This is a genomic window from Nonomuraea sp. NPDC005692 (assembly GCF_040631115.1).
In the GTDB taxonomy this organism is placed as follows: domain Bacteria; phylum Actinomycetota; class Actinomycetes; order Streptosporangiales; family Streptosporangiaceae; genus Nonomuraea.
The window spans coordinates 51,285-64,988 of record NZ_JBEXYU010000030.1; the positions used below are offsets into that span (position 1 = coordinate 51,285).

General features: G+C 73.1%; 12 protein-coding genes. 2 read left to right on the plus strand and 10 right to left on the minus strand.

The genetic code is table 11. The features are described from left to right. Positions 1-111: 111 nt before the first annotated feature. On the minus strand, positions 112-1,659 hold the full coding sequence (gene guaA / locus ABZ459_RS40625; protein WP_357982611.1) for a glutamine-hydrolyzing GMP synthase: 1,548 nt from the start codon (positions 1,657-1,659) through the stop codon (positions 112-114). 97 nt (positions 1,660-1,756) lie between these two features. On the opposite strand from guaA, the gene ABZ459_RS40630 reads away from it, so the two are divergent. Beyond that, entirely contained in the window at positions 1,757-2,710 is a 954-nt protein-coding gene (locus ABZ459_RS40630; protein WP_357982614.1) for a hypothetical protein, read from the plus strand. On the opposite strand, the gene ABZ459_RS40635 is transcribed toward ABZ459_RS40630, so the two are convergent. The 4 genes from ABZ459_RS40635 to ABZ459_RS40650 form a co-directional block, all read right to left on the minus strand. Then, positions 2,655-3,539 carry an SDR family NAD(P)-dependent oxidoreductase gene (locus tag ABZ459_RS40635; protein ID WP_357982617.1) on the minus strand — a complete coding sequence of 295 codons (885 nt, stop codon included), beginning with the start codon at positions 3,537-3,539 and terminating at the stop codon, positions 2,655-2,657. The genes ABZ459_RS40630 and ABZ459_RS40635 overlap by 56 nt on opposite strands. A 39-nt stretch (positions 3,540-3,578) precedes the next feature. Beyond that, the gene (locus tag ABZ459_RS40640; protein WP_357982620.1) at positions 3,579-5,069 is read right to left on the minus strand and encodes a DUF885 family protein; all 1,491 of its coding nucleotides are present in this window, start codon (positions 5,067-5,069) and stop codon (positions 3,579-3,581) included. Between the two features lie 10 nt (positions 5,070-5,079). Beyond that, the gene (locus tag ABZ459_RS40645; protein ID WP_357982623.1) at positions 5,080-6,321 is read right to left on the minus strand and encodes an MFS transporter; all 1,242 of its coding nucleotides are present in this window, start codon (positions 6,319-6,321) and stop codon (positions 5,080-5,082) included. Positions 6,322-6,438: 117 nt separating this feature from the next. After that, positions 6,439-7,437: a LacI family DNA-binding transcriptional regulator gene (locus ABZ459_RS40650; RefSeq protein ID WP_357982626.1), complete on the minus strand. Its 999-nt coding sequence runs from the start codon at positions 7,435-7,437 to the stop codon at positions 6,439-6,441. Positions 7,438-7,487: 50 nt separating this feature from the next. Between ABZ459_RS40650 and ABZ459_RS40655 the strand changes: the two genes are divergently transcribed. Next, on the plus strand, positions 7,488-8,201 hold the full coding sequence (locus ABZ459_RS40655) for an alpha/beta fold hydrolase (protein ID WP_357982629.1): 714 nt from the start codon (positions 7,488-7,490) through the stop codon (positions 8,199-8,201). Here the strand turns inward: ABZ459_RS40655 and ABZ459_RS40660 are convergent. The 5 genes from ABZ459_RS40660 to ABZ459_RS40680 are packed head-to-tail and all read right to left on the minus strand — an operon-like array spanning position 8,176 to position 13,691. After that, positions 8,176-9,153: a pyridoxal-phosphate dependent enzyme gene (locus tag ABZ459_RS40660; RefSeq protein ID WP_357982632.1), complete on the minus strand. Its 978-nt coding sequence runs from the start codon at positions 9,151-9,153 to the stop codon at positions 8,176-8,178. The genes ABZ459_RS40655 and ABZ459_RS40660 overlap by 26 nt on opposite strands. A gap of 23 nt (positions 9,154-9,176) precedes the next feature. After that, positions 9,177-9,917 carry an MBL fold metallo-hydrolase gene (locus ABZ459_RS40665; protein WP_357982635.1) on the minus strand — a complete coding sequence of 247 codons (741 nt, stop codon included), beginning with the start codon at positions 9,915-9,917 and terminating at the stop codon, positions 9,177-9,179. Between the two features lie 5 nt (positions 9,918-9,922). Beyond that, the gene (locus ABZ459_RS40670; protein WP_357982638.1) at positions 9,923-10,528 is read right to left on the minus strand and encodes a TetR/AcrR family transcriptional regulator; all 606 of its coding nucleotides are present in this window, start codon (positions 10,526-10,528) and stop codon (positions 9,923-9,925) included. Positions 10,529-10,530: 2 nt separating this feature from the next. Further along, positions 10,531-12,189: a GMC family oxidoreductase gene (locus ABZ459_RS40675; RefSeq protein ID WP_357982641.1), complete on the minus strand. Its 1,659-nt coding sequence runs from the start codon at positions 12,187-12,189 to the stop codon at positions 10,531-10,533. Next, entirely contained in the window at positions 12,186-13,691 is a 1,506-nt protein-coding gene (locus ABZ459_RS40680; RefSeq protein ID WP_357982644.1) for a succinic semialdehyde dehydrogenase, read from the minus strand. Before ABZ459_RS40680 ends, ABZ459_RS40675 begins: the two co-directional genes overlap by 4 nt. Positions 13,692-13,704: the final 13 nt, after the last annotated feature.

Consider the following 13,704-nt stretch of genomic DNA (forward strand, 5'->3'; position numbering starts at 1 on the left):
GAATCGACCTCCTTCCACCATAACCAACCCTCTGACCTGCATTAACCGCTCATGGCCGGACATGCGAACGGCCCGGAACCGTAAGCCGGTCCGGGCCGTTCGCACACGGGATCATTCCCACTCGATGGTGCCCGGGGGCTTGCTCGTGACGTCGACCACCACCCGGTTGACCTCGCGCACCTCGTTGGTGATGCGGGTGGAGATGCGCGACAGGACGTCGTAGGGCACCCGGGCCCAGTCGGCCGTCATCGCGTCCTCGGACGTCACCGGCCGGAGCACGACCGGGTGGCCGTAGGTGCGGCCGTCGCCCTGCACGCCCACCGAACGCACGTCGGCCAGCAGCACCACCGGGCACTGCCAGATCTGCCGGTCGAGGCCGGCGCGGGAGAGCTCTTCGCGGGCGATGGCGTCGGCCTCGCGCAGCAGCGCCAGGCGGTCGCGGGTGACCTCGCCGACGATGCGGATGCCGAGCCCGGGGCCGGGGAACGGCTGGCGCCAGACCATGGCGGGCGGCAGGCCCAGCTCTTCGCCGGCCCTGCGGACCTCGTCCTTGAACAGCGCGCGCAGCGGCTCGACCAGCTTGAACTGGAGGTCTTCCGGCAGCCCGCCGACGTTGTGGTGGGACTTGATGTTGGCGGTGCCCGTGCCGCCGCCGGACTCGACGACGTCGGGGTAGAGGGTGCCCTGGACCAGGAAGTCGACGGGGCCGTCGGCCATGATGGCGCGCTGCTCGTCCTCGAAGACGCGGATGAACTCGCGGCCGATGATCTTCCGCTTCTCCTCCGGGTCGGTGACGCCCTCCAGCGCCTTCAGGAAGCGGTCGGCGGCGTCGACGACGCGCAGCTTGACGCCCGTGACGGCCACGAAGTCGCGCTCGACCTGCTCGGCCTCACCCTTGCGCAGGAGGCCGTGGTCGACGAAGACGCAGGTCAGCCGGTCGCCGATGGCCCGCTGGACGATCGCCGCGGCCACCGCCGAGTCGACGCCGCCCGACAGCGCGCAGATGGCGCGGCCGTCGCCGACCTGCCGGCGCACGGCCTCGACGGAGTCTTCGACGATGTTGAGCATGGTCCACGACGGACGGCAGCCGGCCGCGTCGAGGAAGTGCTTGAGCACGGCCTGACCGTGCTCGGAGTGGAGCACCTCGGGATGGAACTGCACGCCGTAGAGGCCGCGCTCGGGGTTCTCGAAGGCGGCGACCGGCGTCTCGCTCGTGGAGGCGGTGACCGCGAAGCCCTCGGGGGCCGCGGCCACGCTGTCGCCGTGGGACATCCAGACGGTCTGCGCGGCGGGCAGCCCCTGGAAGATGACGCCCTCGTCGAGCACTTCCAGGGCGGTGCCGCCGTATTCGGCGACACCCGTGCGGGCGACCTCGCCGCCCAGCGCCTGGGCCATGGCCTGGAAGCCGTAGCAGATGCCGAACGTGGGCACGCCGGTCGTGAACAGGCCGTGCGGCACGGGCGGCGCGCCTTCGGCGTAGACCGACGACGGGCCGCCGGACAGGATGATCGCCTTCGGCTTCTTGGCCATCATCTCCTCGACGGACATCGACGACGGCACGATCTCGGAGTAGACGTGGCACTCGCGCACCCGCCTCGCGATGAGCTGCGCGTACTGTGCGCCGAAGTCGACCACCAGTACTGTGTCGAATTCAGACACCGTGAGAACCCCCCAAAGGCGAAATGCGGTGCCTTCATTGTATCGGCCTCGGGTATTACGCCTGGCCTCACACCGTCACTCGTGCTAACACAGAACGGTGGATCTTGTCTGGCCGGCCTCGGCGTGGGCCCTGTGGTTCGCCGCGCTGGCCGCCGCGTTCGGGTTGACGACGCGCCGGGCCGCCGCGCCCCCGGCGGCCCCTGCTCCCCCGGCGCCGCCCGCCGTCGTCGAGCTCTTACGCGGGCTGCGGGCCGGTGAGGTCTTCCACGCCACGGTCTTCGAGCTGGCCAGGCGCGGGTTCCTGACGATCCGGGGCGACCGGCTCACGCTCTCCGCGACGGGCGAGGGGCAGGTGTGGCCGTACGAGCGATGGGTGCTCGACCGGGTGGCCGCGCGGATGGGCGGGGCGCCGCAGGCGCCGGTCGCCGCCCTGATGCCGGACAGCGGCGACCTCGACGCCGAGTTCGTGCCCCTGGTCCGGCAGAGCGCCATCGACCTCGGGCTGGCGCGGCGGCGCTGGCAGAGCATGCTCGTGCCGCTGCTGCTGGCCGCCGGGCTCGCCGTGCCCTGGTACGTCACCATCTCGCAGGCGGGCGTGTCGTGGCCCGGCTGGATCGCGACGGCGGGGGCGTTCGTGGCCGGGGCCGCCCTGCTGCTGGGCGGGCGCGGGTTCGTGCTGACGCCGCTCGGCCGCGAGGTCGCCGGGCCCGAGCCGGCTCCGGTCGACCCGCGGCAGGAGTGGATCTTCACCGGCGACGGGTGGCGCGGCGTCCTGGTCGAGCCCGCTCCGCGCGACGGCGGCGCGCCCAAACGGCAGGAGGTCGAGGGGCGGGTGGTCAAGCGCTGGATCGTGACCGAGCACGGCGACGACCTGTCCTCCTCGCGCACCTGTTACCTGGCGGTGCACGACGGCACGTCGGAGCGGGCGCCGGCGTACCGGGCCAAGGAGCGCGTCTACCAGGACGTGCTGCCGGGCGACTTCGTCCGGCTGCTGGTCAATCCGCGGCGCGGGAGCGTGGTGAGCGTGCTGGCCCACGAGCGCCGCTGGTAGCGCCGGGCAGTTCGCCGGCCAGCAGCAGCTCGGTCTGCCTGCGCAGCCGGTCGGCGAACTCGGGGTGGGTCAGCACGAGGAAACGTTCCTCGTGGATGGCCCGCACGACCAGGGCGGCGACCTCGGCGGGCTCGACGCCGCGCGCCATGGCCGCCCCGACGGCCTCGCGCGCGGCCGTCTCGTCGTCCGTCGGGGTGGTGACCAGGCCGGCCGGGCGGGACCGGGCCGAGTCGTCGATCCGCGTCCTGACCGCGCCGGGGCACAGCGCGCTCACGCGGAGCTTGGAGCCCACGGCGGCGAGGTCCTGGGCCAGCGACTGGGAGGCGGCCAGCGCGGCGTACTTGGTGACCGCGTAACCGCCCGCGCCCGGCGCGGCGAGCAGCCCGGCCACGGACACGGTGTTGACGACGTGCCCCTCGGTGTCCTGCCGCATCATGCGCGGCACGAACGCGCGCACGCCGTGCAGCACGCCCCACAGGTTCACGCCGAGCAGCCAGGCGAAGTCCTCGGCGGTCCTGGTCCACAGGCGGCCGCCCTGGTGGACGCCGGCGTTGTTGCAGAGCACGTGCACCGCGCCCAGCGCGCCGAAGCTCCGGTCGGCCAGGTGCTGCACGGCCGCCGCGTCCGAGACGTCGGTGACCTGCGTGAGCACCTCGCCCGGCCCGGCGGACGCCTTCCGCGCGAGCGCGGCCGTCTCGGCCAGCCCGCCGGGATCGACGTCGGCCAGCATCAACGCCATGCCCTCGGCGGCGAACCGGACGGCCAGGGCCCTGCCGATGCCGCTGGCCGCGCCCGTCACCACCGCGACCCTGCCGGACAGTTCACGCATCGCCTGAACCTCCCTAGCGCTCGCTCGGCTCCCCCGACGCTACAGGATGGCGCCGATCAGGCCCAGGGGCGGCGAGCCGAGGTCGAACAGCGCCTTGTGGAAACGCTGGAGCGTGAAGCCCGCTCCCCACTGCTCGCGCGCCTGCTCGCGCAGGTCGAGGATGAGCAGCTTGCCCCAGGTGTAGCGGCCGTACGTCGGGTCGAAGGAGGCGCGGCGGGCCTCCGACAGCGCGGCGGGACCGGCCAGGTGGGTGTCGGACTCGAAGCGCCGCGCGCCCTCCTCGACCGTCATCTGCCCGGTGTGCACGCCGATCGCGCAGGCCAGCCGGGTGACCCGGATCAGGGCCTCCACCCAGACGCCGATCTCGAAACGCGGGTCGTCGGGCGCGTAGCCCTCCTCGACGCACAGCTCCTCGGCGTAGTGGGCCCAGCCCTCGACGAAGGCCATCGACTGCAGCAGCCGCCGCACGTCGGAGGGGGCCCGGCGGAGCGCGCGGGCGTGCGAGAAGTGGCCGGGGGCCACCTCGTGCACGTTGATCGCGGGCAGCGTGGTGGCGCTGAAGACCTCCAGCCACTCCTCCTGGTCGCGCTCGCTCCAGGACGCGTCCGGCGGCGTGATGTGGTACCAGGACGGCCCCTCGGGCTCGCCCGGCGAGTTCCACGCCATCATGGCCATGGCCCAGCGGCGCGACTCCGGCGCCAGCCCGACCAGGCACTCGCCGTCGTGGTAGGGCACGAGGTCCTTCTCGCGGGTGAAGGCGATGGCCCGTTCGGTGCCGATCCTGGCCGCCTCGATCACGCCGTCGGCGTCGGGGTGGTCCTTGACCAGCTCGCGCACGACGTCGAGGGGCCGCTCGGAACGCCCGAGCTTGGCGCAGGACTCGGCGAGCAGCCCCATGAGCCGGTCGCGTTCGGCGTCGGCGCGCTCGGCCAGCCTGCCCAGGTCGACCGGCAGGCCCTCGGCGCTGCTCATGAGCTTGACCAGGGCCGCGCCGCCGAGCGCGGCGTCGGGGTCGCCCTCGGCGGCGGCGCGGGCCACGTGGGCCACGAGCCTGCCGTGGGCCTCGATCGCGGCCTCGTCGGTGATGCCCGCGGCCAGGCCCTTGACCGCGCCCAGCAGGGACGTGGCGACCGGGGCCGCGACCTGGTCGAGCGCGGCGATCGCGGCGTCCACGGCGGCCGGCCACTGCGCGAGATGGGCGACCCTGGCGGCGGTGCGCTCGGCCTCGGGGCCGTAGTCGCGGTCGTAGCAGGCCAGGTCGAGGTTGGACAGGTGGATCAGGGGGTTCTTGCGGTGCAGCTCCAGCTCGCCGAGCTGGGTGCGCATGGTCTCTTCGAAGATCTGCAGATGCTCGGCGTCGTGCGGGTCGGCCGGCGCGTCGCCCTTGCCCAGGCGCGCCAGACCGGCCTGTACGCCCTCGGGCGACAGGTCCTGGATCTGGCCGTCGTACTCGTGCCTGCCGCCCCCTTCGCGCGCCTCGGACACCATCAAATCGGTGATCGCGCGCAATCTGGGGTCAAGTTCCGTCATGCCGCCGACGCTAGCGCACACCCCTGATCTTGAGGACCCCGACGGAGCCGACCAGCGAGATCACGATGCCCACGACGAACAGCGCCGGGTAGCCGCCCGTCCCCACCACGACGGCGGCGAGGGCGGGCGCCAGGATCTGCGGCCCGGCGTTGGCGATGTTGATGACGCCCATGTCCTTGCCCGCGTCGCCGGGGTCCGGCAGCACCTTCGTCACCAGGGCCATGTCCACGGCCAGGTAGACGCCGAACGCGATGCCGTGCGCGACGTTGTAGACGATCATGCCCTCGAACGTCGGCATCGCCAGCGGGATGCCCAGGAACACCGCCGAGGACAGCCCGGCGACGAGCGCGAACAGCCGGAAGCGGCCGAGGCGGTCGGAGATCGGGCCGATCACGAGCACCGCGAGCAGCGTGGCGGCCTGGCCGATGAGCATCAGCAGGCCCATCGTGGCGACCACCTCGCCCTTGGGGATCTTGATGAAGTCCTCAAGGAGGAAGAGGTTGAAGGTGAAGATGACGAAATATCCGAGCATGACGCCGAAGCGCGACACGAAGGCCCAGGTGAAGTCCGGAGTCCTCAGCGGCCGTACGAACCCGGCCAGGAACGCGCCCAGCCTGAACGGCTCGCGCGCCATCCCCACCGAGGACGTGTCCGGCGTCGCGACCACGACCAGCACAGCCGCGACCAGCAGCAGCGCCATCGCCACGTAGTACGCCCCGCCGGCGGCCAGCTGCGGGAACACGATGAACATGATCGCCGCCGCGATCGTGGCCAGCGGCGTGCCGAGCCCGAACAGGCCGGAGTAGGTGCCGTACCGGCTCGGCGGGACCCGGTCGGGCAGGATCGCGGTCATGGCGGCCTGATAGCCGTTCATGATGGTCTGCACGCCCGCCCAGCTGATGCCGAGCATGAGCACGCTGCCCACGCCGGCCTGCGCGAACAGGGCGAGCACGCCGAGCAGGACGCAGCCGAGTATCCACGGCGAACGGCGGCCGAAGCGCGATCTGGTCCGGTCGGAGATCTGGCCGAAGACGGGGTTGGCGAGGGTGGCCATGAGCGGGCCGATCGAGTTGGCCAGGCCCAGCGCGGCCACGTCGTTGACGCCGGTGATGCGCTGCACGTGCACGGGCAGGACGAACGCGCCCACACTCATCCACAGGAACATGACGGCGACGTTGGCCAGCGGAAGCGTCAGGTAGAGCGGCCCGACGCGCCGGGTGTCCCTGAGCGCGCCACTCAGAGTTTCAGCCATGGGGGGACCTTTCGGAGCACTGGTGATACGTATCACCGACGATTGCTCTGGACTGTAGGTCGCAGGGGAAGGGCTGACAAGACGCGCGTCCAACTCGTTACGCGCCCTGCGGCGGCCTCAGGCGCTGGCCCGGGCCACCAGCCGGGGCTCGAACCGGGCGACGACCTCGCCGGCCACGGACGGCCGCACGCCGCGGACGATCCCGTCGATCTCGCCCGCCAGGTCGGCCGGGCTCGCGGTGGCGTCGAAGTGCACGCTGGTCAGCCGGGGCCGCATGAGCGTGCAGATCGGCAGGTCGTCGGCGCCGACCACGGCGACGTCGCCGGGGACCCGCAGACCGGCGTCCTGCAACGCGCTGATCAGCAGCATCGCGTACTCGTCGTTGTAGGCGAAGACGCCGTCGGGCAGGTCGCCCGCGCGGACGACCCGCCCCGCCTCCTCCTCGGAGAAGGCCAGGTCGATGCGCGCGGCCCCGGGGACGACCTCCCGCACCCCCGCCAGCCGGGCCCGCCCCATGGCGTCGATGCCCTCTTCCCGGGGAACGACGGCCGCCAGCCGCCGGCTGCCCCGTTCGACCAGGTGGCGGGCCGCCACGGCGCCGAGGGCCCGGTGGTCGAACACCACGGCCGGCACCAGGGGCGAGGGCTGGTCGGACAGGCCGATGACGGCCCGGACGCCCGAGGCGTGCAGCAGCTCCACAGCGGGCCTGGTCAACCGGGCGGCCTCGACGAGGACGGCCGAGGGCCGCAGGGCGAGCCAGCTCCTGGCCGCCGCCACGCCCTTGAGGGCGCGTTCGCCGTACTGGACGAGGGTGTAGCCGCGGGCCCTGAACTCCTCCTCCAGCTCTTCGGACACCTGCTGCGCCAGCCGGCCCGTCCTGGCCCGTGACAGCGGCATGAGCACGATGTCGCTGCGGCCCGTACGCAGCGCGCGGGCGGCGGCGTCGGGCACGTAGCCCAGCCGGGCGGCGGCGTCGCGGACCCGTCTGCGGGTCTCCTCGCTCACCCGGGCGTGGGGGTTGTCGGTGAGCACGTAGGAGACCGTGGCCTGCGAGACCCCCGCGGCCCTGGCCACGTCGACGCTGGTCGGCGGGCGGTCCCCCCTTGTCGTGTTCACGGGGTGGATGGTATCAACTGCTTATACGTATAAGCAGGAGAGGTTGCCGCATGAAGCTGCACACTCGTGAATGGGGGTCGGGCGACCGCCTGGCCGTCCTCGTCCACGGCATCATGGCCGACTCGCGATGCTGGTGGCGGGTGGGCCCCGAGCTGGCCGCGCGCGGCTACCGGGTCATCGCCGTCGATCTCCCCGGCCACGGCGAGAGCCCCCGCGCCGACGCCTATCCGCCCGAGCTGTTCGCCTCGTCGCTGGCGGAGTCGGTGCCCGCGCGCCCCGAGCTGGCCATCGGGCACTCCCTCGGCGGCCTCACGCTCGGCCTCGCCGTCGAACGGCTCATGCCCGGACGGGCGATCTACTCCGACCCGGCCTTCCGCCTGCCGACGCCGGAGAGCGGCGCGCTGGAGTCGATGGCGGACTTCACCGACGAGACCGGCGAGCTGATCGCCGCCCTGCACCCCGGCTTCTCGGCCGAGGAGGTGGCGGTCGAGGTCGAGATGCTCGCGCGCTGGGACCGCGGGTCGGCGCTGTCGCTCGTCGAGGCGTCGGGCATGGACTTCACGCCCGCGCCCGTCGTGCCGTCGCTGGTGCAGGTGGCCGACCCGAGTTTCCTGGTGCCGCCGGCGTTCCAGGAGGAGTTGCGGGGCAAGGGATTCGAGGTGCGCGTGGTCACGGGGGCCGAGCACACGATCCACCGCCACCTGTTCGAGGACTTCCTGGCGGGGCTGGAAGGCTGGATCAGACCCGCTGCCGCAGCTCGGTGAGGCGGCCGGCGACGTCGAGGCCCTTGCCGGCGGCCCAGGCGTCGTCGTGGTACGTCGCCAGGTGCCACTCGGCCGCGTCGCCCACCAGCGAGACGATCGTGCCGCTCTCGCCCCTGGCCCGCATGCGCCCGGCCAGGTCGAGCGCGGCCCACAGCGCGGTGCCGGACGAGCCGCCCACCGGCAGCCCGGTGACCTCCCTGATGTGCCTGGCCGCCGCCACGCTCGCCGCGTCGGGCACCGGCACCACCAGATCGACCAGGTCGGGCCGGAACCCCGGCTCCACGCGCGGACGGCCGACGCCCTCGATCCGCGAGGGCATGCCGGTGGCGTAGTCGGGCACGTCGAGGGTCCAGCCCGGGAAGTAGGCGGAGTTGTCGGGATCGGCGACCGCCACCCGGCAGCCGTGCTCCCCGGCCACGGCCCCCAGCGTGGCCGAGGTCGCGCCGGTGGCGGCGCCGGTCACCACCCAGTCGGGACGGACCTGGGCGAACAGCTCTTCGGCCAGGTCGTGCGGGGCGGCCCGGCCGAACTGGTCGAGGAAGTGGCCCTGGGCCTCGCCGGCCACCTCCCTGGCCGCGTCGTAGATGGCCAGGGGCGGCGTCACGAACCGGCATTCGCCGCCCAGCGCCTCGACCGCGCGGGCCCGCGCCGGGTCGCGCACGCCCGGCATGACCACGACGTAGGGCAGGCCGAGCCGCCGGGCGAACCACGCCTGCGCGACCGCCGCGTTGCCGCCGGTGGCCTCGACCACGGTGGTGCCCTCGGTGATCAGGCCGTCGAGCACGGCCCGCCGGAACAGTGCCCTGGCGTGCCGGTGCCGCAGGCTGCCCGTCGGCTGGCCGGACTCGTCCTTCAGCAGCAGGCGCACGCCCGGGACCCGGACGGGGAAGTCGATCAGCCTGGTCGGCGGCCCGGCGGCCAGCGCGTCGAGCGCGCGCGTGCTCCAGCTCACCGGACCACCATGTCAGGACGAGGTCAGGAAAGCTCCACCTGTTCGCCAGGGGCGAGCAGCACGAACCGCTCGCCGAGCCCCGCGAACGCCTTCTCCAGCGTGTCCCTGCCCTGCGTGAAGTGCGCCCACTGCTCGAAGTGCACCGGGACGACGTGCCGCGCGCCCAGGATGTCGGCGGCGGTGACGGCGTCCTCGCTGGTCAGCGTCAGGAAGCCGTCCACGAGCGGGGTGCGCGCGCCGCCCGCGAACAGCAGCGCCACGTCGATCCGCGGGAACCTGGCGGCCACGGCCCGGACGACGTCGAGCGAGGCGTTGTCGCCGCTCACGTAGACGGTGGGCAGGCCCTCGCCGCTGAGCACGAAGCCGGTGACCTCGCCCGTCAGGTGCTCGGTCCCGTCGGGGCCGTGCTGGGCGGGCACGCCGGTCACCCGCAGCGGGCCGACCTCGGTCTCGCTCCAGTTGGGCAGGGCGCGCACCGGCTCCCCGACGCGCTCGGCCGCCGAGGCGGTGGACAGCACCAGCGGCGCCGTGGCGAGGAACGCGCGGCCCGCGTCGTCGAGGTTGTCGGGGTGCTGGTCGTGCGAGAGCAGCACGGCGTCCACCGGGCCCACCTCGTCGGGGCCGAAGGCGGGGCCGGCCGTCTTCTTGAGCACCCTGGCGCCGACCGGGTGGTCGCCCGGCGCGTCGAAGGTGGGATCGACCAGCAGCCGGACGCCGCCCAGCTCGATGACGGCGGTCGGGCCACCGGCGTAACGAATCTTCATGTCCGTCAAGGACAAAGGGGCACAGATGGTTTATTCCGCACGCCGTTGAGCACCCGGGTCACCGTGCGGTGGCACAGGGCGCGGAAGTCGGGCTCGGCCATGCTCATCCGGCCGCTCAGGTACTGCTGGACCAGGCCCTGGGTGCTCGCCGTGACCGCGAGCGCGGTCTCCAGCGGGTCGTCCTCGCGCAGCACCCCCGCGCGCATGCCCTCCTCGGCCAGCGCCACCACCACGCTGAACGGCGGGCCCTGGCCGTCGCGGAAGTCGTCGGGAAAGCGGCGGGCCCGCGCCCAGGCGTCGGAGGTGAGGAAGTTGTACAGGTGGGGGCTGCCGAGCGCGAAGTCGAGGAAGTCGTCGAGCGCCGCCATGATGCGCTGCTCCAGGTCGCCCGTGCCGGGCCTGCGGGCCCACGCCTCGGCCAGCTCGCGGGCGGCGGCGTCGGCGACGGCGCGCAGCAGCGCGTCCCTGTTGGGGAAGTGCCGGTAGATGGCCATGGCGGTGACGCCCACGGCCTCGCCGACGCGCCGCATGCTGACGGCGTCGGCGCCCTCCTCCAGGAGGATGCGCCGGGCCACGGCCTCGATGCGCGCGGCCGTCCCTGGTTCGGTCACGTTTACAGTGTATACAGACGGAGTGCGCCCGGCGCCCGCTCCGGCACGGCGGGCCGGCGCGGAGCCACCGGCGGCAGCCGGACGTACGGCGAGCCCGTGGCGGGCCTGGGATCGGGGTCGCCGGCGTTGGGCCACAGGGACATGGCCCGCTCGGCCTGCGCGGTGATGGTGAGCGACGGGTTCACCCCGAGGTTGGCCGACACCGCCGAGCCGTCCACGACGTGCAGCCCCTCGTGGCCGTAGACGCGGTGGTAGGCGTCGATCACGCCGGTCTCGGGCGAGTCGCCGATCACGCAGCCGCCGAGGAAGTGGGCCGTCGTCGGGATGTCGAACAGGTCGAGCCAGGTGCCGCCGGGCACCCCGCCGATCTCGGCCGCCGCGTGCCGGACGGCCTCGTGCCCGGCCGGGATCCAGGTCGGGTTGGGCTCGCCGTGGCCGCGGGCCGAGCGCAGCCCCCAGCGGGTGCGCCGGATGGTGATCGAGTTGTCCTTGGCCTGCATGACCAGCGCGATGACGGTCCGTTCCGACCAGCGGCGCAGGTCGAGCAGTCGCAGCGCCTCCAGGGGCCGCGCGGCGATCTCCCGGAACAGCGCCGGCCACCTCGGCTGGCCGCCGTCCACGAGCAGGGTGCGCAGCAGGCCCATGGCGTTGGAGCCGTCGCCGTAACGCACGGGCTCGATGTGGGTCTCGGCGTCGGGGTGGATGGAGGAGGTGATGGCCACGCCCCTGTTGAGCTTCTCGCCGCCCGCCGACGTGCGCTCGAAGCCGAGCAGGGCCTCGGAGTTGGTCCTGGTCAGCGTGCCGAGCCTGGGCGACAGGCCGGGCAGGTCGCCGGTGGCGCGCAGCTTGTGCAGCAGGCGCTGGGTGCCGTACGTGCCGGCCGCGAAGATCACCTGCTTGGCCGTGAACGAACGGCGGCGCAGCGCCGACCCCGTCCGGCGGGCGACGACCCGGTAGCCGCCGGAGGGCAGCGGGCGCACCGAGGTGACCGTGCACTCGGCGTAGACCCGGGCGCCCGCCCGCTCGGCCAGGTGGAGGTAGTTCTTGACCAGCGTGTTCTTGGCGCCGTGGCGGCAGCCGGTCATGCACTGCCCGCACTCGATGCAGCCGCGCCGCCGCGGCCCCGCGCCGCCGAAGTACGGGTCGACGCCGTCCTCGCCGAAGTAGACCCCGACCGGGGCCAGGTGGAAGGTGTCGCCCACGCCCATCTTCTCGGCGACCCGGCGCATGACGTCGTCGGCCCGGGTGAAGGTGGGGTTCGTGACCGCGCCGAGCATGCGTCTGGCCTGGTCGTAGTGGGGGGCGAGCTCCGACTTCCAGTCGGTGATGCCGGCCCACTGCGGGTCGCGGAAGAACGGGTCGAGCGGCTCGTAGAGGGTGTTGGCGTAGACCAGCGACCCGCCGCCCACCCCGGCCCCGGCCAGCACCATCACGCCGGTGCCGCGCTCGCCGCGCAGCACGTGGATGCGCTGGATGCCCTTCATGCCGAGCCAGGGCGCCCACAGGAAGTCGCGCAGCTTCCACGAGGTGGCCGGCAGCGTGGACTCGTCGAACCGGCGGCCCGCCTCCAGCACGCCTACCTTGTACCCCTTCTCGCTCAGCCGCAGCGCCGAGACGCTGCCGCCGAACCCCGACCCGATGACCAGAACGTCGAACGTCACTTGATCCGCAGCTTCCGCATCGCCTTGAGGGTGCCGGCCAGGACGTCGGCCCACGTCTCGTACGTCAGGTCGAAGGGCGGCTCGAAGCCCAGCCAGGACGCCTGCGAGGCCACGGTCTTGGACTCGGTGTAGCGCAGCAGGCCCTCCGCGCCGTGCCGGCGCCCGAGACCCGACGCCTTCATGCCGCCCATGGGCGCGTCGTAGGAGGCGTAGGCCGAGCCGTACCCCTCGTTGATGTTGACCGTGCCGGCCTTGACGCGGGCGGCCAGGGCGCGGCCGCGGGCCGGGTCGGTGGTCCAGATGGAGGCGTTCAGGCCGTAGATGGTGTCGTTGGCCAGCTCGATCGCCTCCTCCGCCGAGTCGAAGGGGTAGAGGGCGACCACGGGCCCGAACGTCTCGTTGCGGCACAGGTCCATGTCGTCGCGCACGCCGGTGAGCACGGTCGGCTCGTAGAACAGCGGGCCGAGGTCGGGCCTGGCCCGGCCGCCGGTCAGCACGGTCGCGCCCTTGGCCACGGCGTCGTCCACGTGGGCGCTGACCGCGTCGAGCTGGCGTTGCGAGGTGAGCGAGCCCATCTGGACCGACCAGTCGTGGCCCGCGCCGAGCTTGAGGTTGCCGACCTGCCTGACCAGGCGCGCGGCGAAGTCGTCGAACACGGACGCGTGCACGTACAGCCGCTCGATGGACAGGCAGAGCTGGCCGGCGTTGGTGAAGCAGGCCCGGATCGCCCCCTGGACGGCGAGCGGCACGTCGGCGTCTTCGAGCACCACCATCGGGTTCTTGCCGCCGAGCTCCAGCGAGCAGCCGATGAGCCGCTTGGCCGCCTCCTCGGCGATCTTCCTGCCGCCCCTGGTCGAACCCGTGAACGCGACGTAGTCGGCGTCGTCGAGCAGGGCGTCGCCGATCTCGGCGGGCTCGCCCAGCACGACCTGCCAGATCTCGCGCGGCATGCCCAGCTCGGCCAGCAGGTCGATGGTCCACAACGTGGACATGGCAGTCTGGGTGTCCGGCTTGTGCACCAGCGCGTTGCCGGCCAGCAGCGCCGGCACGGCGTCGGTGACGCCGAGCGAGAGCGGGTAGTTCCACGGGGAGATCAGCGCGACCACGCCCTTGGGCTGGCGCAGCTCGGTCACCCGGGTGGCGCCGGGGAAGATGCCCTTGCGGGTGCGCGGCGCGAGCAGGCCGGACGCCCGCCGCGCGTAGTAGAGGCTGCACCCGGCGACGTCGAGCACCTCCTCGAAGGCGTGCTTGCGGGCCTTGCCGGTCTCGTTCTGGACGATGTCGAGGATCTCGTCCCTGCGGTCGAGGATGGCGTCGTGCAGCAGCAGGAACGGTCTGGCCCGCGCCGCGGCGGGCCTGGCAGCCCACTCGGCCTGGGCGGCCCTGGCTCGCTCGTAGGCCAGGCGTACGTCGTCGGCCGTGGAAATGGGCAGCTCGGCGAGCGGCTCGCCGGTGAAGGGGGCGGTGATCTCCCGGGTCTTGCCGCTGGACGTGACGTGCATGCCCGAAGGATAT